19 protein-coding genes and 1 pseudogene are annotated in these 23,842 nt (G+C 52.3%); 11 read left to right on the top strand and 9 right to left on the bottom strand.

What is annotated here, in order from left to right; all coding sequences use genetic code 11:
- Positions 1-5 precede the first annotated feature (5 nt).
- Entirely contained in the window at positions 6-644 is a 639-nt protein-coding gene (infC, locus tag DXY38_RS08450; protein ID WP_115071257.1) for a translation initiation factor IF-3, read from the top strand.
- Here infC and DXY38_RS08445 read toward each other — a convergent pair.
- Entirely contained in the window at positions 635-1,429 is a 795-nt protein-coding gene (locus DXY38_RS08445) for a dienelactone hydrolase family protein (RefSeq protein ID WP_115071256.1), read from the bottom strand. The two genes, infC and DXY38_RS08445, sit on opposite strands and share 10 nt — an antisense overlap.
- A gap of 103 nt (positions 1,430-1,532) precedes the next feature.
- On the opposite strand from DXY38_RS08445, the gene DXY38_RS08440 reads away from it, so the two are divergent.
- The gene (locus DXY38_RS08440; protein WP_038014178.1) at positions 1,533-2,522 is read left to right on the top strand and encodes a GntR family transcriptional regulator; all 990 of its coding nucleotides are present in this window, start codon (positions 1,533-1,535) and stop codon (positions 2,520-2,522) included.
- Between the two features lie 77 nt (positions 2,523-2,599).
- Positions 2,600-3,340 (top strand): annotated as a pseudogene (gene epsC / locus DXY38_RS08435) (serine O-acetyltransferase EpsC); the annotation flags it as partial.
- A gap of 11 nt (positions 3,341-3,351) precedes the next feature.
- Here the strand turns inward: epsC and secA are convergent.
- The gene (secA, locus tag DXY38_RS08430; RefSeq protein ID WP_115071254.1) at positions 3,352-6,204 is read right to left on the bottom strand and encodes a preprotein translocase subunit SecA; all 2,853 of its coding nucleotides are present in this window, start codon (positions 6,202-6,204) and stop codon (positions 3,352-3,354) included.
- 79 nt (positions 6,205-6,283) lie between these two features.
- Here secA and DXY38_RS08425 point away from each other — a divergent pair, with 79 nt between their 5' ends.
- From DXY38_RS08425 to DXY38_RS08415, 3 genes are read left to right on the top strand one after another with little or no spacing between them, the layout of a single operon-like run.
- Positions 6,284-7,543, top strand: a complete 1,260-nt coding sequence (locus DXY38_RS08425) for a hypothetical protein (protein WP_115071253.1) — start codon at positions 6,284-6,286, stop codon at positions 7,541-7,543.
- Between the two features lie 27 nt (positions 7,544-7,570).
- The gene (locus DXY38_RS08420) at positions 7,571-8,584 is read left to right on the top strand and encodes a glycosyltransferase (RefSeq protein ID WP_115071252.1); all 1,014 of its coding nucleotides are present in this window, start codon (positions 7,571-7,573) and stop codon (positions 8,582-8,584) included.
- On the top strand, positions 8,584-10,122 hold the full coding sequence (locus DXY38_RS08415) for a glycosyltransferase (protein WP_115071251.1): 1,539 nt from the start codon (positions 8,584-8,586) through the stop codon (positions 10,120-10,122). The genes DXY38_RS08420 and DXY38_RS08415 overlap by 1 nt, the downstream gene beginning before the upstream one ends.
- Here the strand turns inward: DXY38_RS08415 and DXY38_RS08410 are convergent.
- The 5 genes from DXY38_RS08410 to DXY38_RS08390 form a co-directional block, all read right to left on the bottom strand.
- Positions 10,119-10,928, bottom strand: a complete 810-nt coding sequence (locus DXY38_RS08410) for an ABC transporter permease (RefSeq protein ID WP_115071250.1) — start codon at positions 10,926-10,928, stop codon at positions 10,119-10,121. The two genes, DXY38_RS08415 and DXY38_RS08410, sit on opposite strands and share 4 nt — an antisense overlap.
- Entirely contained in the window at positions 10,928-11,746 is an 819-nt protein-coding gene (locus DXY38_RS08405; RefSeq protein WP_244279061.1) for an ABC transporter ATP-binding protein, read from the bottom strand. Before DXY38_RS08405 ends, DXY38_RS08410 begins: the two co-directional genes overlap by 1 nt.
- A gap of 123 nt (positions 11,747-11,869) precedes the next feature.
- Positions 11,870-12,655 (bottom strand): glycosyltransferase, encoded by a 786-nt coding sequence (locus DXY38_RS13690; RefSeq protein ID WP_170952900.1) that lies wholly within the window; start codon positions 12,653-12,655, stop codon positions 11,870-11,872.
- Positions 12,656-13,181: 526 nt separating this feature from the next.
- The gene (locus tag DXY38_RS08395) at positions 13,182-14,282 is read right to left on the bottom strand and encodes a glycosyltransferase (protein WP_115071248.1); all 1,101 of its coding nucleotides are present in this window, start codon (positions 14,280-14,282) and stop codon (positions 13,182-13,184) included.
- Complete coding sequence (locus tag DXY38_RS08390; RefSeq protein WP_136988083.1) at positions 14,279-15,265, bottom strand: hypothetical protein; 987 nt, start codon at positions 15,263-15,265, stop codon at positions 14,279-14,281. Before DXY38_RS08390 ends, DXY38_RS08395 begins: the two co-directional genes overlap by 4 nt.
- A gap of 158 nt (positions 15,266-15,423) precedes the next feature.
- Here DXY38_RS08390 and DXY38_RS08385 point away from each other — a divergent pair, with 158 nt between their 5' ends.
- Positions 15,424-16,185, top strand: coding sequence for a sulfotransferase domain-containing protein (locus DXY38_RS08385; RefSeq protein ID WP_244279060.1), 762 nt, complete (start codon positions 15,424-15,426; stop codon positions 16,183-16,185).
- Positions 16,186-17,040: 855 nt separating this feature from the next.
- Positions 17,041-17,730 carry a glycosyltransferase domain-containing protein gene (locus DXY38_RS08380; RefSeq protein ID WP_115071245.1) on the top strand — a complete coding sequence of 230 codons (690 nt, stop codon included), beginning with the start codon at positions 17,041-17,043 and terminating at the stop codon, positions 17,728-17,730.
- Here DXY38_RS08380 and DXY38_RS08375 read toward each other — a convergent pair.
- On the bottom strand, positions 17,704-18,882 hold the full coding sequence (locus tag DXY38_RS08375; RefSeq protein WP_115071244.1) for a glycosyltransferase family 9 protein: 1,179 nt from the start codon (positions 18,880-18,882) through the stop codon (positions 17,704-17,706). The genes DXY38_RS08380 and DXY38_RS08375 overlap by 27 nt on opposite strands.
- Here DXY38_RS08375 and DXY38_RS08370 point away from each other — a divergent pair.
- The 3 genes from DXY38_RS08370 to DXY38_RS08360 are packed head-to-tail and all read left to right on the top strand — an operon-like array spanning position 18,881 to position 22,595.
- A complete protein-coding gene (locus DXY38_RS08370; RefSeq protein WP_115071243.1) occupies positions 18,881-19,963 on the top strand; it encodes a hypothetical protein in 1,083 nt (360 codons plus the stop codon). The genes DXY38_RS08375 and DXY38_RS08370 overlap by 2 nt on opposite strands.
- Positions 19,960-21,450, top strand: coding sequence for a glycosyltransferase family 9 protein (locus DXY38_RS08365; RefSeq protein WP_115071242.1), 1,491 nt, complete (start codon positions 19,960-19,962; stop codon positions 21,448-21,450). The genes DXY38_RS08370 and DXY38_RS08365 overlap by 4 nt, the downstream gene beginning before the upstream one ends.
- A complete protein-coding gene (locus tag DXY38_RS08360; RefSeq protein WP_115071241.1) occupies positions 21,447-22,595 on the top strand; it encodes a glycosyltransferase family 4 protein in 1,149 nt (382 codons plus the stop codon). Before DXY38_RS08365 ends, DXY38_RS08360 begins: the two co-directional genes overlap by 4 nt.
- Here the strand turns inward: DXY38_RS08360 and DXY38_RS08355 are convergent.
- Positions 22,579-23,829 (bottom strand): HlyD family efflux transporter periplasmic adaptor subunit, encoded by a 1,251-nt coding sequence (locus tag DXY38_RS08355; protein WP_244279067.1) that lies wholly within the window; start codon positions 23,827-23,829, stop codon positions 22,579-22,581. The two genes, DXY38_RS08360 and DXY38_RS08355, sit on opposite strands and share 17 nt — an antisense overlap.
- Positions 23,830-23,842 lie beyond the last annotated feature (13 nt).

Genomic DNA, 23,842 nt, shown 5'->3' with positions numbered 1-23,842 from the left:
ACTGAATGCCTCCACGTCCTCGCTTTGACCGTCGCGCCCCCGTCCGGGAGCTCCCCAACATCAATGACCGCATCAATTACCCACAGCTAAGGGTTGTTGACGCAGACGGAGAGCAGCTTGGGGTGATCGACCGGGAAAAAGCATTAGAAGTTGCGCGTGAGCGCGAGCTTGATCTCGTTTTAGTGAGCGAGAAAGCCGATCCGCCGGTATGCCGGATCATGGACTACGGCAAATTCAAATTCGAGCAAGAAAAGAAAGCCAAAGAAGCGAAGAAAAAATCGCATCAGACCGAAGTTAAAGAGGTCAAGATGCGTTACAAGATCGACCAGCACGATTACGACGTTCGCATCGGCCAAGCGCAGCGCTTCCTGAAAGCGGGAGACAAGGTGAAATGCACGGTGATTTTCCGAGGTCGAGAAATTCAGCACACCGCGTTGGCCGAGGTCTTGCTGCGCCGCATGGCCAAAGACCTGGAAGAGCCCGCCGAGGTGCAACAGCCCCCGAAGCGCGAGGGCCGCAACATGATCATGTTCCTCACACCCCGCAAAGCGCCGCTCTTGAAGAAAGACAAGGAAGAAGGCGCGGGGAATAACGCGGTGCGAACGATTCCTTCACCAGCTCGTCGAATCAGCACTCAAGACTGAGCTACATCCGATAGCGCTGCATCCAACAACAATCGCCAGCCTTCCCTCGCTGAGGCCTGGTGATATTGATCACGGGCCTCACACATGAAGCCGTGATCAGCGCCTTCCAAAAGGCTGTAGCGCAAACGAAGCCCGGTGGGATCCTCCGCTCGTAACGCCGCTTGAATCGCCCGCTGATCTGAGCTTGGGATCAGGGCATCAATGCTGCCGCACAAACAATGCAGCTCTCCTTGAACGAATGGCAGCAGCTCCAAGCTGGGGGGCCCTCCACCGGGCCGCCCACGGCTCACTCCTGCCCCATAAAAATTCAAGCTGACTTGCACATCAGCGAGGGTGGCGGCCAGTAGAGCGGCATGTCCCCCAAAGCAGAAGCCCACCACCGTGATTCTCAGCGGTTGGCCACTGGCTGGAAGGGTCCGCCTTAACCAATGGATCGAGGCTTGGACATCCGCAAGGATCCCCTCGGTGCTCGTGGCGTCCTTATGGCGCCGACCTTCGCGGGTGGACTCGGAGTCATAGCCCAACTCAAGGTCTGGAGCCGTGCGCGCAAACAGCGGCATCGCTAGGGCAGGGACACCAGCCGCCGACAAGCGGTCGGCCACACCCCGCACCCAACGATTCAGGCCAAAGATCTCAGGCAGCACAATCACGGCACGGGTTGCTGGCTTCGCGCTGCTGGTGGGCGCCCACCAGCAGCGCAAGGGCACCGGACCGGTGTTCACCATCTGCCAGGAGCCTGGCGATGGCTCGGGCCACAAAGGAGGAAGAGAAGAAGACATAGACATCAGCGCATGAAGATAAGCCCCTAGATCGGGGCAAGAATCAGCTCAGCAATTGTCACCAAGCCGTCCAGTCCTTAAGGTGGCCACATCAATCCGGTCCACCGGCGTGCGATTCCACATCCAACAGGAAAGCGACATACCGGCATCGACCCAGCTCTACAACCAGATCTGTTTCGCGATCGCCGCCCGGCACTACCCGCCTGGGCACCGTCTTCCGAGTACGAGACAGCTGGCGATGCAGACAGGCTTGCATCGCAACACGATCAGCAAGGTGTACCGCCAGCTCGAAACCGATGGGGTGGTGGAAGCGATGGCAGGCTCTGGGATCTACGTGCGCGATCAACAGAAACCACGGGAGATCCGAACGCCGCCCCATATCCGCAATCGTGGCGTCACCGATCTCGATCGAGAGGTGCGCAAATGCGTGGATGGCCTGCTCAACGCGGGTTGCACCCTGCAGCAAACCAGAGAACTGCTCACCCGTGAAATCGATTGGCGCCTGCGCTGCGGCGCCCGGGTGCTCGTGAGCACTCCGCGAGAAGACATTGGCGCTTCGATGCTGATCGCAGAAGAACTCGAACCCAACATCAACGTGCCCGTGGAAGTGGTGCCGATGGAAGAGCTCGAAAGCGTGCTCGAAAACGCCAGCAATGGAACAGTGGTCACCAGCAGGTACTTCCTCCAACCGATCGAAGAACTAGCCAAGAAGCACGGCGTGCGCGCTGTGGCCGTGGATCTCAATGACTTCAAGGCGGAATTAGGAATGCTCAAGGAGCTCCGCCAAGGCAGCTGCGTGGGCCTGGTGAGCATCAGCCCCGGCATCCTGCGAGCCGCGGAGGTGATCCTGCACAGCATGCGCGGCAATGACCTGCTGCTGATGACGGCCACCCCAGATATCGGCAGCCGGCTGTTGGCCCTTCTACGCGCCTCCAGCCACGTGCTCTGTGATCGCCCCAGCATGCCGCTGGTGGAGCAAAGCCTGCGTCAAAACCGCTCCCAACTGATGCGCATGCCCCAAGTGCACTGCGCCGAGAGCTACCTCAGTGGTGACACGATCGAGCTACTGCGCAAAGAAATCGGCCTGGTCAGCCACTGATCGGGCACTCATCCGCCGCGATGAGGGTTGCCCGCACGAGATGATGAGCGCATTAGCCACAGGCTCAAAGCAGCAAGGCCATGCTTGATCAAATTCGGGCCGACTTTGCGATCATCCGCGAGCGGGATCCTGCAGCGCGTGGGCCCCTGGAGATCCTGCTCTGCTATCCAGGCTTTCAAGCAATCAGCTTGCACAGGCTGAGCCATCGGCTCTGGCGTTCCCGCCTGCCCCTGAAGTTGCCGGCACGGCTGCTGAGCCAGCTGGGGCGAGGAATGACCGGGGTAGAGATCCATCCAGGCGCCACAATCGGCCGTGGCGTGTTTATTGATCACGGCATGGGGGTCGTGATTGGGGAAACCAGCGAAATCGGCGATCGCTGCCTGCTTTATCAAGGCGTGACGCTTGGCGGGACGGGCAAGGACCACGGCAAGCGTCACCCCACCCTCGCCAACAACGTGGTGGTGGGAGCGGGCGCCAAGGTGCTGGGGGCCATTGAAGTGGGTGCTAACACCCGAATCGGCGCTGGATCCGTTGTGGTGCGCAACGTGGAGCAAAACTGCACGGTGGTGGGCATCCCTGGGCGGGTGATTCACCAGAGCGGGGTCCGCATCAACCCCTTGGCGCACTCGGCCTTGCCGGATGCGGAAGCCAATGTGATCCGCAACCTGATGGAGCGGATTGATCAATTGGAAAATCAGGTGGGCGAATTGCAGAGCTGCCTGAAAGCCGTGTCTGCTGGCCGCCCTATGGGCGAAATGAGTGCAGGCAAGTCCCAAAACCTCAAGGATCGGGAAATCCTTGAGTTTTTGGGGGACTGATCCTCAGCCCATCACGCCGTGGTGGTCTGAGCTGCTGCGGGTGGAGCGGGCTGAAACATGAACATCGAATAAATCACATTGCGGCGCATATTCGTCATCATTTCCAGGAACATATCGTAGCCCTCATTTTTATATTCAATTAGAGGATCTTTCTGTCCATATCCCCGCAATCCCACCGATTCACGCAGAGCATCCATGGCTTGTAGATGTTCACGCCAGAGCGTATCAATCTGCTGCAAGATGAAGAAACGCTCAGCCTCTCGCATAAGGCCTGGACGCAACTCCTCAATCTGGCCTTCTTTGAGGTCGTAGGCATTGCGAAGCTGTTCTTGCAAAAAGGCCTTGAGATCATCCATCGACAGACCCTGAAGTTGATCAGGCTGGAGATCTTCAAGCAGGTAAACAAACTCCTTCACCTTGCTCACGAGCTGCGAGACATCCCATTCCTCAGGGGGAAGGTCTGGATTCACATAGGCCTCAACAATCTCATTCATCGTGCGCTCGCCGTAACCAATCACCTGTTTTTTCAGTTCACGGCCATCAAGCACGCGGCGCCTCTCGGTGTACACCGCTTTGCGCTGATTGTTCATCACCTCGTCGTACTCAAACACCTGCTTACGGATGTCGTAGTAGTACGTCTCAACCTTCTTTTGTGCCCCCTCAAGCGAGCGCGTAAGCATGCCCGATTCAATCGGCATATCTTCTTCCACCCGGAAGGCATTCATCAACCCAGCTACACGCTCACCCCCAAAGATGCGCAGGAGGTTGTCACCCAACGACAGGAAAAATCGCGTGCTGCCAGGGTCACCCTGGCGGCCCGCACGGCCGCGAAGCTGGTTATCAACCCGGCGTGATTCGTGACGCTCCGTGCCAATCACATGCAGGCCTCCAGCCTCACGCACGCCCATCTCCTCCTGTTTCACCACGGCGTCGTATTCGCCTTTCACCTGGGCGATGGCGGCACGCAACTGGGCAATCTCAGGATCCTCTGTGGGCGCTTTCTCCGCTGCCGTGGCGATGCGATCTTCCAGTTCGATCACACTCAGCGCGCGATCACCCCAAGCCTTCACCAACTGCTTGGCTAGTTCCACCAACGCCTGATCCGTCTCTTCCGTGAGCTGACAGGGATAGAGGTTGCCAATCGCCTTAGCTTCACTCGGGGCATTGCCGTGGGGACCACTCGCTGGCGCCGATTCGGAGAAACCGCCACCACCCTCAGCACTGCGCTGCAGCGGTACCGGAGGCCGGTGGCCATCCTCCGGCCGCACCAGCCGGGGAAGCAACACTTCACGCAGCTTGAGGCGCGCCATGTAATCGCTGTTGCCCCCAAGAATGATGTCGGTGCCGCGGCCCGCCATGTTCGTGGCAATCGTCACAGAACCAGCCCGACCGGCCTGAGCCACGATTTCAGCCTCCCGCTCCACATTTTCCGGCTTGGCATTCAGCAGGTTGTGGGGGATGTTTTCCTCCGCAAGCAAGGCACTCAGCAGCTCACTTTTCTCAACACTGGTGGTGCCCACCAACACGGGGCGGCCTTGTTTATGCACCTCCGCGGTTTCTTTAGCGACGGCACGCCATTTCGCCGTTTCGGTTTTGTAGACCTGATCCACCCAATCCTGACGGGCGCGCACACGATTCGTCGGAACAATGGCAGTCTGCAAGGAATAGGTTTTTTCGAATTCCGTTTCCTCTGTTTTGGCGGTACCGGTCATCCCGGCCAAACGGGGATAGAGCAGAAAGAAATTCTGGTAAGTAATCGACGCCAACGTTTGCGTTTCTGGCTGAATCTCTAGGCCCTCCTTGGCCTCAATCGCCTGGTGCTGTCCATCACTCCAACGCCGGCCGGGCATCACCCGGCCGGTGAACTCATCCACGATCACCGCTTCACCATCGCGAACGATGTAATTCACATCACGAACAAACAGCTCCTTGGCCTTCAGGGCATTGGTGATGTAGTGAGCCCATGGATCCTGAGGGTTGTAGAGATCAGCCACCCCAATGAGGGCCTCAGCTTTGGCAAATCCCTCATCGGTGAGTGTGGAACTGCGCTGCTTTTCATCCACCTCGTAATCACCTTCGGGGTCGATGCCGTCTTTGCCCATTTCGGCGGCCCTTTCCAGGGCGTTCGCCACCTCTGCAGCTTTCTGGTATTTCTCTTGAGGCCGTTCCACTTGGCCCGAAATGATCAAAGGCGTACGGGCCTCATCAATGAGGATGGAGTCGACTTCGTCGATCACGCAATACTGAAACTCGCGCTGCACCACCTCATTGATGTCGGCAGCCATGTTGTCGCGCAAATAATCAAAGCCAAGCTCTGAATTAGTGGCATAGGTGATGTCACAGCCGTAATTAATCCGGCGTTCAGCCGGCGTCATATCTTGCTGGATCAAGCCCACCGAAAGGCCGAGGAATCGATGCACTTGCCCCATCCATTCCGCATCGCGGCGGGCCAAGTAGTCATTCACCGTGACCACATGCACACCACGGCCGGTGAGCGCATTGAGGTAGCTAGGGAGGGTGGCAACGAGCGTTTTGCCCTCACCGGTTTTCATCTCGGCAATCTGCCCCTCATGCAGCACCATGCCTCCGATCATTTGCACATCGAAGTGACGCATGCCCAGCACCCGCTTGCCCGCTTCCCGCACCACGGCGAACGCCTCGGGCAACAAGTCGTCCAATAGGGGCCTTTGTTTCTCCAGTGAGCCGGCCGCTTCTAATCGCTGCCGAAACTCAGACGTGCGGCGGCGTAGATCGTCGTCGCTCAGCGGCGCAATCTCCTCCTCGAGCAGATTGATGTCAGACACGATCGGCTGATAACGCTTCAGCTTGCGGGCGTTGGGGTCACCCAGCAGGAGCTTGAGCATGGAATCAGCCAAATCATCTGCAAAAGAGTTTACTAACGCTCTTCAAGAGAGATACTGCGGCGATCCGTACCGTCACGCGATGGCAGCTCTCGATCGGGCACTGCATCTGAGGCAACTCAGCCTTGCGCTGAGCTCCCAAGCCGTAGAACCAGGCGCATCGCGGGTGAGCTTTGCAGCCCTCAGGCGTCTTCAGAGCAGTCGCCCCTTACTCGCGAAAGGCCTGCGAATGGGGAAGCGCTTAGGCCTTGATCTATCAAGACTTCATCCGAAATTGAAGCTATGGGCAGCAGTGGCGGGCGATCAGACCACTTCAGATCCACAAGCGAACCAGCTGCTCACGGCTCTTCAAGCCACAGATGCTTGGCAGCAAGCTGCAAAGGCTTATGGGCAACAACAAGAGCAGCAAATTCAGGCTCTATGGAATCACCGCGGACGACTTGAAGCCCCAGACAGACTGATCCAGGAGCTGAGACTGCAGCCAAGCGCACCGTTGTTTTTTTGGCATCACTACGACAGCCGAGGACTCATTCCGCGTAGCTGGATGGCAGTTCTTCTTGAGGTCCAAGGCCAGGGTTGGCAGGTGGTGGTTTCCAGCTCAAGGCTGGCTCCATCCGTGCTGAAGCAACTAAGACGCCACAACATCGCGGTTCAATTGCGAACCAACATTGGGCTTTGCTTGGGGGCCTATCGCGATTTCTGCTGCTTGTTGTCGGAGGGCGAAGACGTCGTCGCAACACGTCCTCACCTCGCCCTCGCCAATGACAGCACGTTGCCAGTCGGAGGAGCTCAGCAATTCGTTGAAGTCCTTGCAGAGATGACCTCTCGCCAACGCAGCACTGTTCCTCAACTGAACGGGATCACCGATTCGATCGAACGCGACACATATCACTTGCAGTCATATCTACTTCTCGCCAATTCAGCCCTCACAAGACACACCTGTTGGCAGCAGTTTTGGCGCTTATTCGATCTCGCAGGCAGCAAGGACGATTTAATCAATACAGGGGAGCTCGGCCTGAGCCAAGCACTGTTAGGAGCTGGCGTTCGCCTTGAGGCGCAACATTCCGTTGTTGGGATGCTCTTGGAAGACAGCTCCACCAACAGCGAGCTCGCTCGCTTCGAGGTGCGCGAACCACGCGGAATCAATCTCAGCCTGTACGCATGGCAATCGCTGCTGAAAAGCGGCTGTCCTCTCATAAAAAAGCAGGTGCTGTTCAACTTGCGCCCCTATCCCAACGTCCCGATACCCCTATGCGAATTAAAAAAACACTTGAAGAAGGAAGACTGTGACATAAAACATGATCTGGAAGAACTGATCCGATCCCGCTACCTACGCCATTGATAAAGTCCTTGAAGCAAATGGACAGTGATGCGCCTATCGATCCTGGTGGTCTCAAGAACGGCAGCACTGCTCAACAGAATGCTGAGTAGTTTGGCCTCAGCCACAACTCTCAATGGCCTCGGCGTCGAAATTCTGTGTTCCTGGAATGGCAGCAAGGACGAAGAAGCGAAAATTAAAAATACGTCTGGATATGAATTACTGATTGCACAAAAAGATCCATATCACTTCGCTAGCAACATGAACGGGTTGGCGGGCAAGGCCAACGGGGACTTGTTATTACTGATCAATGACGATGTCATTTTGGATTCAGGAAGCATCGATGGGGCAATTCAATGCCTTGAATCAAGACCGGAGATCGGCCTTGTAGGAGCACGTTTGCGCGATGGGAAGGGATTGCTCACGCATGCAGGAATTCTGTTCGACAGCCGTCACTCTCCATACCATCAATTGGATCGACAAGTCCCTTCCGAACATCACCTCGTTTTAGGGGCCCCTCGACCGGTACCAGCCGTTACGGGGGCAATCATGCTGATCCGGCGCGAACACTTCAACGCTCTTCGCTTCGGAACTGATTATCGCGTCTGTGGGGAAGACGTGGGTCTTTGCCTTGACCTGCGCCTGAAACTTGGATTGGAGGTTTGGTACTGCCCCGACTTCAGCGGCCGTCATGACTCAGAAAGCACGCGCGCAACGATGCCTAATCAGCAGGGCAATGCCGAAGATATGAGCACCATGCGCCAGCTTCACCGTGAGTTTTTGGAATCTGCAAAAAAACCTCAACTTCGCCAGGAGCTCGCGGCAAGCATTGCTGAAGCCGAGGCCTTGCGGTCACTGGAAGCTCATCGCCAGCAAGAAGGCAAGCAGATCAGTTCCATACTCGGATATCTAAATGGGGAAAAGAACCAAGTTGATTCCTCTCCTGATGGAATTAAAGCTCTGAAACAGGAGTTGCGGCACTGGCGCGATAACAGTCACGCGCTGCAGCTCCAGCGGCTTCAACTGGAGCAACGCCTCCAAAGTGATCAACAGGTGGAAAGCTGATGGACCGTCAATCAGCAAAGCTTGCCGGCAAAAAGGTGCTGGTCACGGCCTACGACCTTGAACAAAGCGAGCATCGTGGAATTGCGGTTTATACCAAAGCTCTGATCCACTGCCTCAGACGCGCCGGCGCACATGTGTGGTTGCTTACGGAGTTTCATGAGCCTCTCAATCGCTCGGGGTTGAAAACCCTTGCGACCACAAATCGCGAGATCATCCGAAACGCAAAGGTGCTGAATGCCCTTGCCCACGGACTCAATCAACAGCCAGCCACCCTTCTCCAGCGCAAATTTGCATTCGCCAGACTTGCCAAACGATTGGGCAAGGGCCTCAGCCTGATCATTGAATTGCTGAGACGACCAAGACGTTATCGCCAGCACAATCTCCGCAAATTTCGGCTTGATGAGCTGTTTGACAGCCCGTACCCGCGCATGGAGCGCCTGAGTTACCTGAAAGATCTAGAGGGCATCGTCTGTGCACCAAACATTTTTTTAGCGACACAACTTGCAGCTAATCTGCGCCGGCAACACCCCGTCCGCATCGATCTCCGTGACTTTGATGTTTTGCTCACGAGTTGCCCTCTCAACATCACACCTGATCGAGTGCCGTCATTTGTGCAAACCGTGCATGACCTCATTCCCCTGGAATTCGTCGCCCATAACGAAGATCCCTTGATGTTTAGTCATCGGCTGCAAGCTTGCTTACCCGCAAGAAGGCTGTTTGTGTCTCAATCCACGGCGACCAAATTTGATCGTCATATCAAGCAAGCAAAACAAGAAAGCACGAGCGAACTCAGGCAAGCCGTCATAGTTCAACCACCCTCGCTGCGCTTTCCAACCTGGCTTACTGCAGACCCAGAGCGCGTCAGCGACATGAAGCCAGTGAGCTATCTGCTGCGCAATGATGGCCCAAGCAACAGCATGTTTGACGAACATCCACCCATGGATGAACCGATTCGAAAACGCAGCAAAGGGCTGCGTCCATTTCGCTACTTTCTGTTTAACTCTTCAGTGGAAGCCAGAAAAAACCTGCTGTTCTTGGCTCAGGCTTATGCCGAATCCGATCTCAGCAGTTTGGGCATTCAGCTTTGTGTAACAGGAAAACTCAAAGGTGATGACTACAGCAAAGCAGTTAAAAATATCGTCAAAAACGAACCAGGAATTTTACTGACGGGCTATGTGGACGAGAGCACAAAGCTCGATCTTTATCTCAATGCACTCTGCTTGGTGAGTCCATCCCTCGTCGAAGGCTTTGGAATCCCCGTGCTCGATGGCGCATGCCTAGGCATGCCCACCATTGCCAGCGATTGTGAATCACACCTTGAAATTCAGGCCATTCAAGATTTCAAAGACTCAGTGATTACGCTCGACACTCTGAAAAGCAGGAGCTGGGCAGCAGCCATGCAAGCGCTAGCTGGATTAAACAGCGATCTCTGGAAAACACCTGCGGAAGAACGAAAACGAAGGATCGGTCGCTATGAGAGGCTGCGTAATGAATTCTACAATCAATTACAAGCTGACTTAGAAGCGATCTTAGATTAAATAAGGAATGGCAAGTTAGGCCTTTCTTTATTCAAGAGCTTCACGGAAAGCCAGATCCCAACCAAATTAATTGCTACCAACCCGAAGCAAACGAGCCATTGCACATCCCCGGCCATCAAAGTGTGTCGAACAGGACTCAAAATGCGGTAAAGGGGATTGATATTGGCGGTCCAACCCATCGCCCCAAGATTTTTCTTTTGATAAAGAATAGGCGACAACAAAAATACAAGTTGGAGAATAATTGGAACTAGTTGATAGAGATCTCGATATCGCGCCCCAAACAAGCAAAGCATCATCGGAAACCAGTAAATAAATAGAAACAGATTCAGCAGCGGAAACCAGCCAAACAGAATCAGGTTAAGAAAAAGATCATGCTGAAAATAGCTTAATGCCAACAACACCATCAAAAAAGATTGCACAAAAGTTTGGACCTGGAATGCCCATTCTTCAAGCGTATAAAAAATAGGATTGAGACTAGTGTTATGCACATGTGCATGGTTGTGCTCAAACAGCGAAGGGGCCGATCCCACCGCAGCAGCAATACTGTTCCAAGCAACCAAACCGATCCCCAGATACACCACATAGGTATTGAAATCTTGAACTTTAAAAACCGTTCCGTAGACCAGAGCCAAGACCGCGATCGAAAACAAGTTTGAGAGTCCCAACCAAAAACTGCCTAGGAATGTGCGAGCAAATCTGGCTTTGGTTCGTGCTGTAGCGGTAAACCACCACACCCGTCGCAAGCGCCAAGCCTCACGCAAGGTGGAGCGAACTGATCGACGGCGCATCAGAGCAGAAACAGTCATCAATCAGAGGTGCGGTGGTAATACGACAGGGCATCTTCAAGCGGGCCATCAAAAACGATGCTGCCTTCCGAAAAAACCAACCCTCGATGACAAAACTGGCGCAACAAGGGATCGGAATGGGACGCAAGCAACAAGGTGCCTGCGGTCGCTAAAAATTCATGCATGCGTTCCTGGGCTTTCTGAAAAAAGCTGCTGTCGCCTGCACCGAACCCCTCATCCATGGCCAAGCAGTCATGGGTTCCTGCGGTTAGTACCGCAAAGAGAAGCCGCGCCGCCATTCCTTGGCTGTATGTCTTTACAGGCAACTGCACGAAGTCCCCAAGCCCAGAAAACGTGACAACGTCATCACAGAAAGCATCAAAGCCACGCAACTTGCCATGCACAAGCAGGTAGTGCGCCTTAATCGCCTGCATTCCACTGAGCTCAGAGCTGGTAATAAAACTCTTGTGAATCATCGGAAACACGGGCACATGGGCTTCAAAACGCCCACCGGTGTGCTGATAGATCCCTGACACCAAGCGGAGGAATGAGGACTTCCCTGCCCCGTTGTGGCCGATCAGCGCCACCCGTTCTCCCTCACGGATCGTGCAACTGACATTTTGCAAAGCCGTTACGACTGCGCCACCCCCGCGACGACTGAGCTTGCCGCCAGTGACAGAGCGAATTAAGGACGCCTTGAGGCTGCGCGTTTCTGTAGTGAAGACTGGGATGTCGAGACGCACATCCTCAAGTTCCAACGCAGGTGGACGATGCGGTTCTGGCTTCCCAGACTGCTGGATTGAGTGATGCGGCGTCGCACCTGGGAGAGCGGATGCCAAAGCCGAGATGATTGCGTATGAAGTGGGAGGTGCCGGGAGGACATTACAGCCTTTGCGCACTCAAAACACCTGCACCTCAGAGTTCAGTACTGGATCAGCAGGTAGAGATCGATCACATTGGATTCAACAGGAAGCCTGACGTGCCTGAGCCAGAAGAGCAAGACCGAACAGATCGGGATTCAGGCGGTTCAGTCGTTGTTCAATACGAGGCTCTAGGCGACGCTTGAGCCAATCACTGCTCGACGGATCAAGCAACATCTGAAGCATTGCAACAAGTTCACGGGAATCCCTCAAGGAAAAGCGCAAAGCCGCCTCACCTCCGGCCTCACGAAGACCACGAGAATCTGCCAAAAGTGCTGAGCCACCAGCAGCCATGGCTTCAATTGCTGGCAATCCAAAACCCTCTATGCGACTCGGAATCACCACGGCTAAAGCCCGCGCGTAAACCACAGCCAACTCAGGATCAGAGAGTCCAGACGAAAAGACACGGCCGCGCAATGAGGGGAAGAGAGACTCCAATTCACGACAGCGCTGATCAGCAGCAATGCCGCAAAGCAACAAAACAACTGAAGTCAAACCGGGGTGAGAGAGAGCATCCGCGACAAATTCGGGATTTTTATAACTGCCAACTGCGCTGGTTGCAGGCAACAACACAAATGGTCCACGAAGACCAATGCGCTTCTGAAGACGCAACCAAAGAGTTTCAGTCCCCTCAGCTGAAAACGTTTCAGCGAACACAGAAGCAGGAGCCAAATGGCACCACTCCGTGGTGCCGATAGAGGAACGCAGCAATTGATTCAAATCATTGGCAGTGTCAGATGAGACGGTCAAAAACCGACTGGCACCCTTCAACCAACAACGACGTTGGTCCCGAAGACCCGCTGGCAAGGCAGAAGAACGCTCAGGCATGCAATCGTGAACTAGTGCCAGCTCAGAACATGCTGGTGAAATAGAGCCGGTGCTGCTAATCCAACTTGAACAGAAAACATCTGCCCTCCAATCGTGGGCGATACAAGCATTCTCTGAAAAAAGTTCAGACACCGCCTGCGGGTCCAAAGGATCCACTAGGGATCCTTCTAAACCTGGGAAAGCAGTGGTCAAAGAAAGATGACTATCGCGATCAATTAATGCCACAGGGGCTTCAGGCGAAATCAGACCAGAAAGCTGCCAAGTTGACAAGATTTGCTGCCATACACGAGAAATCCCTCCATGAGCACGAGTAAACCAAAGACCATCGATCAACAACCTCGGACCAGGCTCATTGCCCAATCGAGATCGCAATTCACCTAGCAATACACCTATCTCAGGGGAATCAACAAGCACGTTCGCAAGAACCGCTTCAGCAGAATCCCTGCCGCTTAATCGCCATGCTTGTAAAACCAATGATGCAGCTTGATCATCAACAAAGGAAGAAGATACAAAATTAGTAGAAGCCTTAGTCATGAACTGACTGAAGAGCAACTGACAACTGACGATGCCAAACAACCTGAGAGAACATCTCATCAAACCGCTCAGAGGCTTGACGACACAACAAGGAAAAAAGCAAGTCGTTAGACAATATTTTCTCCATCACGAAAGACAAATCGTCTGGAAGTCCTGTCCAATCAAGATCTGGCAAGGCGCTAACCCAATGCATACCAGATCGAGGCAAATCAAAAGCCAAAGAAGGAATGCCACTCGCCATCGCCTCAAGCTGAACAATCCCAAAGGCCTCATTACATCGATTCGAAGGCAACACCATAAGGTCTGAGTTAGACAAAAGAATTCGCTTCTGATCTTCACTAACACGTCCATGAAAACGAATGGATTGATCAAAACGCGGATGAAGTAAAGCTTGTTTCTCGAGACGAGAACGGTCCGGTCCATCACCAAGAATCTCAAGAACCCTGGCAGATGAAGTTTTCAGAAAAGCATCTAGCAACCAGTCAACACGCTTATAACTATCGAGCCTACCAATAAAGATTACACGTCCTTGTGAAGTCAATCTTCTCTTCGAACGATCGGAAACCAAAAGGCTTTCAATTTGTGCTGGCAAAGAACATGGCAAAACAGAAACAGAAGATCTAGGCAAGCCAGCCCGAATCAAGGAATCACGAAGGACTGGGGAAGTGGTGATCACAGAAAATCTCGCTAACCAACGAAAGGCAAGTTGCTGGTAAATCTGCTCTAAGAAGCCACTCACACCAGAGCGTCGCTGAACAAATGCATGCCAATAAAAAGATATTGAGCGACGAGGAGATACTACTCTTGCAAGAATAGATAAGGCTAAAACCGTAGGACAGGGTTGATGGGCAAGGAGCGGCTCTCGACTAGCAAGCAATTGCCAAAGAGTGCGACTTGGCAACACCAATAAAAACTTCCCCAAGGGCAGACTGCGCAACTGGCAACGTTGATAGGACACTGGCAAAGGGTCTCTACCAAGCGAATGGTTACGACAAAGGCTAAAAACAATGCCACCAGTGGCCACAGCAAGATTATGGGCAATTCGCTCAACTCCACCATGGCCAGGCGGATACTCGCGCAGAAGCTGAATCATCGCAAGAACCTAAAGCGATCCATCAAGGAGCGAACAGGAGCCATCATCCTCCAGCTTGTTGAAGCTTGAATACCAAGATACTTATGCTTAAGCAGGGAGTAATCCTCTTGCAAAGATTGAAGTTGATCAGAGCGCGCAACGAGCAACTCATCTGCCGCCAGCAAATCACTCTCTAGCTGATCGCACACAGACTTAAATTCAACTGACTTTGTTTCCAAAACAATCTGTTCGTAAACAACCTCATCCAACACAGGACGAGGGAGATTAGAGAATTGATTGACAAATTCGTTCAACCAATCAGTTGCTGCCAAGGTACGGTCATAGCGCTGTTGGCAGCAATTAAGCAACGATGTATTTACGCGAAGCCGAGACTCAGACATCAAGACAGCGTTCGATCGATTCAACTCAGGCTTTATAGAGGAATCAATCAGCCGTTGCCAGTCTTGATCAGCAGGCCTTGGATGATAGCAACGCTCAAGAAATTGATAGACATTCTTTTGGATTAAGCTGCCGGAACAAACTTCAGGAGCTTGCAGCAAAATATCATAAGGCAGAAAAAGATCATCGCTAGAAAGCTCAGCTGCCAAATGAAAATTATAAATCATCCAAAGAGCCAAACCCTGATTAATACTTAATCCATCGCGAGTGTACAAAGACATCGCAACCTGCAGTGGCTCCCTGAAAGCAGCCACAAGAGGGATTCTCTTGAGAAGAATATGAAGATAGGCGGGATAGGTCAAACACAAACGTGGATCCTTATCGACCCAAGCAGTGGAGAGGGCATAAGAAGAAAATCGGCTTCTAAATTGATGCAGCCAATGAAGCAACGGTTTTTGCTCCCATCGCGTAGGGAGTAAGGGAGGCAACTCCCAACTACCACCAAGCCGCTCAAGAATTTCTTTGTTCGTGTCTACGAGCCTCTCAGACTCAAAAAAACCCATAGGGTTATCAAGTTGTATGTCAATATCACCGGAACGTGCCATGGATGACTCGTCAACGACAAGATCATGCATCAGCGAAGCCACTAAGGAAGTTCCTGAGCGGTGGCAACCAGTGACAAACACCAAACAAACAGCCGAGACAAGAGGAGCATAAATCAACTAGAGCTGTATGCCGGGAATGCAGTTAAGGTGGTTTGGCTTTGACTCACGTCGTGGACAAAAAGCTAGCTTTTCTGGTGTGCGGTGCTCAAAAAAGTGGCACTACGGCACTAGCAGCCTATCTGCGCCAACACCCAGAAATATTCCTGCCAGAAGAAAAAGAGCTTCATTTCTTTGATGATGAGACGCAATCGTGGCCAAACGCTAATTGGAATGAACTTCACTCAAAGTTCGCGAATGCGCTACCAAACCAACAATGGGGTGAGGCAACCCCAATCAGCATGTATTGGGACGCTGCACCAGAACGTATTTGGTCGTACAACCCAAAAATGCGACTGATTGTGGTATTACGGAATCCAATAGAACGCGCATATTCACACTGGACAATGGAGAAAAGCCGAAATGCTGAACCCTTGAGCTTTGAAGAAGCGCTACAGCGCGAAGAGGAACGCAGCCGTGAAGCGCTTCCAAAACAACACCGTGTGTTCTCATACACAGACCGAGGCTTTTACAGCTCACAAATAAAGCGCTTGTGGCGCTTTTTTGGCAAAGATCAAGTTCTTGTGTTGAGGCATGAAAATCTAAGATTAACGCCAGACATATGCCTGAAGCGAATATGGGATCACCTTGGATTAAATCCTGAACAAAATATCAAGCCTCTGGAGAGACACACAGGCAATTACGAGGAACCGATGAGCACAAAAGCGCACCAAAGGCTGCGCAAAACCTATTGGCATGAAATCAGCCAATTAGAAGCTTTACTAAATTGGGACTGCAGCAACTGGCTGAAAAAGAACTCATGAAAATATTAATCTCCATACCACAAGTATTTGCGCCAAGGGAAGGATCTCCGTATTCATCAGAGAATGAAGGGAAGCGCTCATTAAAACTTCTCGCACTGAAAGAAACAACCATAGAAAATCCAGAAAGACACAACAGCACGCAATAGATGGATATACGCATCACTAGTGAAGGCAAAACCTGTTGCGACACGAGAAATAACGACAGAGCGCCAGACAGTTTCAATCATAAAATCTATACTCATCCAGAATCAAATCAGGTAAAAATACTGCCAATCTGCAAGAAGTAAGGATCACAATACAAGACAAATCAATTCATATTTTAAATCATGGAAGCAAGAGATCATTGCAGCAGGTAGATGATTGTGATATGGCTGACTAAACGGAAGACAGCATTGGGATATTAGAGCAATACTTCTCATAACAGATAGAATAGATGATGAGACTAAGTGATGAGTATTACGCTTTCATCCCCCCTCGCCGCGAAACAATCCCCGAGGAGGGGGATGTGATTTTGTCTGGAGATCCCGACGGCGGGCGACCAGATCTATCAGATACTGGCGAACAAATTATTTTTTCATGGCCCACAAGAGATAAAAAATTTTATAGAGCGACAAATCCACATTCAGGATGCTGGTTTCTAAGCAAGAATCCAGCGCAATCATTTCGCAGTTACTGGGAAATGAAAAATTAGATTGCCAGCTTCAAAGTCGCAGACCCAATCAAACAAGAGGGAAGCTAATTGCTATCATAGTTATAGATCATGAAGCCCAATCCTTCAAATTGCTAGATTTTAACGATCCAGTACTATGATTTGCATGTGGCAACCCCATCCCTTCCAAAGAGAATACACCAGACATGATTAAGATGCATTTTGTGTCTGCCCATTTTGGCGGAAAGCCGCCATGGACTCTTCGCATCCAATCTAAATCAAAGAGCGTTGAGGTATCAACGGCCTACTACACCGACGCAAACACTGCATCACGGCATTTAGCCATGCATCCCAGATTGAAAGCGAAAGTTCCCAAAATGCTGGAATGGCAATCTGTCGATGCAGACTGGTACATATGGATGGATTCTTCCATTCGAATCACAGCGAATGATCCCACTTCAATCATCCTCGATACAGCTGGAAACAAAAAACTGTGCTTATTCAATGCCTTTCCAAGGCAATCCATTCTTGAAGAGTGCAATGCCGTTCGCCAAGCCTTAAAAACCAATCACGAATATCAGTCCAACCGCTACAAAGGGGAGCCTATACTAGACCAACTAATCCATTACTATGGAGACAAAAAATTTACTGATAACAAATTATTTGGGATGACATTCTTTGCTTATCATCGCTCCATCTCGCATTTAATGCAAGCTTGGTTTATCGAAAACGTTAGATGGTCAATCCAAGATCAAATCTCTTTCCCATATGTGTTAAATTCCTCTGGAATCGACTACTCTCTGTTCGAGGGGAAAATTAATGGTAGCAATAGCTTATTTGAATGGGATTGGCGACAGAGAGAGAAGAGATTAGACTCCACTTCTTCCTTTAATTAAAGGACGCAGCCAATTGAGCACTTGCTGAGCTAAAATTCCCGCCATACAGGGATGTCCCTCTAACAAACAATCATCATTCTTAAAGCTTTCTTGATCGCAGCGATCACATTGATACTCACTGATCGTGCGCGACACATGATCACCTCGCGGTAACCACAACCGAATCGGACTCGCCCCTATTCCATCCTTATCATTGCCAACCACTGCCAACGTTGGAGTTCCCACAGCAGCAGCAATATGTAATGGCCCCGCATCAACGCTCACCACAGCCTGAGCCATGCGACAAGCACCTGCTAGTTGAATCAAGCTCGTCTTCCCACGTAGATCAACCAGGTTGGTCGTACGGAGCAGCCACTCTTCACCATCACCAGAGTTATAAGAATCGCGCTGGGCCTTAGCAGTACTACCAACGAGGCCCACTCGCCAACCGCTAGCCGTGACGGCTTTTATTACCTCTGCCCAGGCGTGAAACGACCAAATCTTGGCGCTTCGCGCGGTTGTGCAATGAATTAAAAGTTCGGGCACATCAAAGCCAGGCTCTTGCCAAGGCAAATCAATCTGGCTGGAATCAACATGCTGATGCACATAAGCCAAATGGCAAAACAATTCCGCGATGTAATTGCTATCCAACACCCCCTGATAACGCTCAAGAAAAGCGGGGCTGTTCCAATCAGGATCGGCTAAAAAACGCTGCTGCGGAGCCATGCCCCATGGCAATTTGGCGCGTCTATTGGCGGTCAGGCTGCCACCAGCGACAAAGCGAGGCTCCAGCCAGGGGACCAGGGTGCAGGTGACAGGGTTAAAGCCATCCAGATTCACCGCGAGCTCCACCTCACCATGAAGAGCTCTCTTTGACGCCAGAGTTTGCTGTAGTAGCAATCCAGCGTTAGCCAACGAGGAATCCCAAGACACGCGCCAGCTGATCTCAGGCATTGCCTTCTCAAAATCAGCCGTAACTTCACTTCCGATAAAGCCGATCACCGCATCGGGAAAACGTTGACGCAAGCCGCGTAGAGCAGGCGTGCTCACAACAAAATTCCCTACTTTGCAAGAGCCCAGCACAATGATGTGAGGAGAAGGGCTCAGCTCTTCTCCGGCATAACGCTGCAAAGGCGTCATAAGCGATGGTCGCAGCAGCGAAACTGTTCTCATGTTGAATGATCGCCCCCTGCAGATCGAGGTGCTGATTAACAGCCCAGGCCCTCACGACGAGGTCCGAATCCGACAACCTTTTGCCGCACTCCACTCATGGGGGGTGAACTGCAGGATTCACGAACGTCCATTTCTATTTAATCGTTGCATTCGACCCCACAGCTTGGTGATCTGGCAAAGACCATTGCCAGATCGTTGGGAGCGGCAGATGGAGCATCTGCAATGGCTGCGCGAACGCGGTTGCTTGCTCCTCACAGAATGGGATGACCACCCCGACCTCTTCACCGCAGCCATTCAGCATCAGCTGCAAAGAACCCAGATGGCCCCTTTGGTGGGATGCCATGCCATCCATAGCTCTAGCCCCGCACTAGCGCATGCCTTGGCTCCTCTCAACCCGATCACATTGGTGGTTGAAAATGGCGTCAACTCAATTCCTGCCCTCCGGCTTGAGAAACACCACAGCTCAGAACTTCGCTTGTTTATAGGCAACATCAACAGAGCAGAGGAGCATCAAGATTTAGTTTCCGAACTCAAATCCTGGGCAACAAAAACCACTCAACTCACCGTTGTGATTGTGGGTGACACCCAACTCGCCAACCAGCTAACGCCCCACATGAAGGTGGAGCAACATCCGCTTCTTGAGTACGCGCGTTATCGCCAAGTACTAGCAAGCTGTCACATCGCCTTGCTGCCTTTAAAAAAAGGCAGGGCACAGCATTGCAAAACAGTGATCAAATGGGCTGAAGCTGCTGCTGAATCCGTGGCCGTTGTGGCTGGACCCGAGCTCTACAGCAGCGTTGGTCATGACGCTAGCGATGACAGAACCTGCGCGATCGGCACCAACGCGATCACCACAATGGCACTCACGCGCCAACTGGCTAGAGATCGCGACGCCAGGAAAAAACAGGTGATGGCGGCACATCAATGGGTCGGCCAGGAGTGGTCGCTGGATCGGCTGCTCGGTCAGCGCCTGGGGGCCTATCGCAATCTCTGGGTCCGCCGCCAACAACTTGATCAACGCCTCCTCGAGCGCCTCGGCGATCGGGTGCCGTTATTACAACAACGCTCCTTCGCGCAATGACGACTGCCGCTAATTGGCACCAACAAGGACGCTTGCTGCAACAACAGCGACGCCTACAAGAAGCGGAACTGGCTTACAACGAAGCGCTACGCCTAGCTCCAGATAGACTCGTCACGCTGAACAATCTTGCAATTTTGAAGCGTGATCAGAAGAACTTTCACCAATCACAAGTGTTGTTGTGGCGAGGTTTAAGGCGCGCCCAACAACAATGGCAGACAGGCCAAGATCAACAACAACTTTGTATCAACTGGGCTCGTCTCCTCCATAGCAGTGCTCAGCTCGCCCTCGAACAAGGCGACATCGCCTTAGCCCTAAAGCTCAATCAACACGTGCTGCAACTCGCTCCAGAAGGATCGGGATATGTGAACTATGGCGTTAGCTTGGATGCCGTAGGCCGAAACGCTGAAGCAGAACGAAGCCACCTTCTTGGGCTGCAGCGCCACAAACTGACCGGCAAACCAGAAGATTGGATCGGCCGAGATTTAGGCGAGCCCCAACACAGTTCTCAAGTTCAAACAGAACTCAGCAATCTGGCCACCTCCAGGCTGCGTCAACAACCCTTGCTTTGGAAACACTGGGAACTGCTCTTGAGCCGACTCGGCAAAGATCCGGGCATCTGGCTGCAATCACCTCTGCCCTGGAGCCAACTGTGGCGCGGAGAGTGGGTCGCAGAACTCGTGGTCTGGGACGAACAGGGATTTGGAGATGCCTTGCAATGCTTGCGCTGGATTGGAATGGCCTGCGAAAAAGCTGATCAGGTCACATTGATGCTGCGTGCGTCCCTTCTTCGGCTAGTGCATCAAAGGCTCAAACTCCCCGCTAACTGCCGCCTGGAGATCCTCAATGATCATCAAGCGCCTTTGCAAACAGAACACCGGCACTGCCCGCTGATGGGATTGCCTGTGGCCTTGTATCAAAGGCACGCCGCGATCAACCCATGGCCCGAACCTAGCCAAGTGCGGCCGATGCTCACAAGCACCACCAAGGCAAATCTGGGGGCAGCAAAGCGGATTGGCTTGGTGTGGCAAGCGGGCAGCAAAGCAGAAGCCGATGCACAACGCTCCTCTGAGATGCGGTCTCTTCCTTGTGCATTGCTGATCAGCCATGCATTGGCATGGTGCAAAGGAGGCCAAGCGGAACTGATCTCACTACAACTCGGAGAACCCCAACAAGAGATCCAACCTTGGATTCAACAGGGACTCGTATCGCAACTCTCCGATTGCCAAGACTGGGAAGACACAGCCTCGATCGTTGAACAACTCGATCTGGTGGTGAGCGTGGATACCGCGATGGTGCACCTAGCCGGAAACCTAGGAGTGCCTTGTGTTGTTTTGCTGAATGCCGTTCATGACTGGCGATGGGGCTTAGCCACTGAACCAATGCACTGGTATCACAAGCAAACGCTGCTGCGTTGTTCCAAGCTGAATGCTTGGGATGAGCTTCTCTACAAGGCAGACTTGGTTGTGAACGGGTTACTAAGAGCATGAAGGTTCTCCTGGTGAACCACGGCAGGGCTGGGGAATGGGGTGGTGGAGATGGGGTTCAAATGCGCGAAACAGCAAAACGGCTGAACCAACGGGGACATGAGGTAACTCTCGTGAATAGCGATCTCCCTGACGCACGGGGATACGACATCGTGCATCTGTTCAACTGCAGGGTTCAAGACTCATTCGAACAACAAATGGCCAGCTGCCAAGCCGCGCAAGTACCAGTGGTGGTATCACCCATCTGGGTCTCGATCGGGCGCGCACTCTGGGGCAGTCGCGCCAGCGTTGGCATCTTGCAACAAGCGCTGGAATCAGGAGAGGACACGATCCAGCCACTCCTAAAACAACTGAAGCAGCGGACTTTAGCGGTACAACTAGCCGATGGAAGCATTGTGCAATCCCATGGCGGCTGCGATAACGGTCAAACCGCCATGCCGCGCGTGGGCGAGCTTCTGAATCACAGCCAAGCCCTACTACCCAACAGTTGGCTGGAACTTCAGGCCGTGCGCACGGACCATCACTGGACTGGGAGCTGCTTTGACATTGCCCATTACGGCGTGGACCCACAACTGTTTCTCGATGCTGATCCAAAACCATTCCAAAACCAAACCGGAATCCAACAACCCTTTGTTTTACAAGCAGGAAGAATCGAACCGGCTAAAAACCAAGCCATGTTGTGCTGGGCGCTAAAAAATACCAACCTACCGGTGGTTCTTATTGGCGGGAAACAACATTGGCCAAGCTACGCAGATTTATGCAAGAGTATTTTGGGTGATCGACTCACGATTATTGAGCATCTACCTCAAGACCTGTTGGCATCGGCTTATGCGGCAGCAGGAGTACATGTGTTGCCCAGCTGGATGGAAACCTGCGGGTTGGTGACCTTAGAGGCCGCCTTATCAGGTACTCCTGTGGTGGGAAGCACCTTCGGGCATGAATTGGAGTATCTCCAACAAGATGCCTGGCATGCAGACCCCGCTGATCCATCAACAATCCGAGATGCCGTCACTCAAGCCTGGCAGGCTGGGCGCCACAATCAGAGGAGTTGCAGATTAAAGCGACGGATTTTAGAGCAATTTAATTGGGAACAAACCACAGACGCAACTGAATCAATCTACAAAAAAGTACTTAACGGAACCGCTTAAGGCCATCAAGCTGCTTCACAAATAAATCACTTAAAATACTAATCACAGGCCTTGATCGCAGCTTTATGCTAGCCGTAACGCTCATGCCGCTCTGAAGATTGAGTTCTTTATCACCAGACAATACAGTTTGCTGCTTCAAAGAAATCTGGGCAGGAAATCGATAGGTGGGGCTTTCCTGATCAGGCTTTAAAACATCCAATCCAATCGATGACAACGTTCCATCAATATAACCAAACTCACCGGCCGGGAAGGAATTCACCGAGACCGCAACAGGCATACCAATCTTCACAAAACCTATATCACTATTGCTAATCGAGACCTTGGCCTCTAAATGATTCTCCGGCACTAACTTAAGCACCACTTCATTAGCATTAATCACAGAGAAAGGCGACACTTCTGAACTAAAAACGCGACCATCAATTGGTGCTTTCACAGTTCGGTAATCAATGGTCTCACCAATTCCTACCAACTCAGCATTCAGGGTTAATAGCTGTCGATCAACTTGATTGAGCTGCGAAGCAGCCTGGCCAATCACGCGGGTACGCTCTTCATCCAGCGACGCGACTTGTGATCTCGTTTCTTGCACCTGATTGATTTGGTTTAAATATTGATTGCGGGCCATCGCTCCTGACTCATAGAGCGGCTTTAAATCGCGTGCAATCATCTCCTGCAAAGCAAGAGTTTTGCGGCGACTCACAAGTTGGGCGGAAATTTGCACTAATTGGGCTCGTAGTTGCTGCGACTGCTGCCGAGCTGTACCCAGCTGTGCTCGCACCTGGGGGTCATCCACATTCGGCAGGGGTGGTTCGGGAGCAAAACGCGTTGGATCACCGTCGCTATCCAACACAGCCTTGAGCGAACTTGCCTGCAACTCAAGCAACCGCTGCGCATCGATTAGGGACTGACGCCGACTCGCGAGCCCCTTCCCTTCCACAGTGAACAGGGGCTGACCCGCTTTCACCAGGGCTCCTTCCTTGACAAACACTTCAGCAATCACCCCTCCACTCGGAGAATCCACTTCACGCACACTGCCGGCAGGTTCGAGACGACCTGAGACGGCCACACTTTGGTCGATCTTGGCCGTGAAGGCCCACAACAACGTGGCTCCAAACAAGGTTGTACTCAGCCAAATAATGGCTGAAGACCAATGCCGACCTTGGTTGACATGAACAGAGCTTCCCTCCCAAAAATTGAGCTTTGCGGGCAACGGCTTCTTATCAGGACGTTCAGGCATCACTGGCTGTTGA

It is taken from the genome of Synechococcus sp. UW179B, assembly GCF_900474245.1.
Taxonomy (GTDB): domain Bacteria; phylum Cyanobacteriota; class Cyanobacteriia; order PCC-6307; family Cyanobiaceae; genus Synechococcus_C.
The sequence above is the reverse complement of the archived record's forward strand: the minus strand, read 5'-3'. Positions and strand labels throughout refer to the sequence as shown.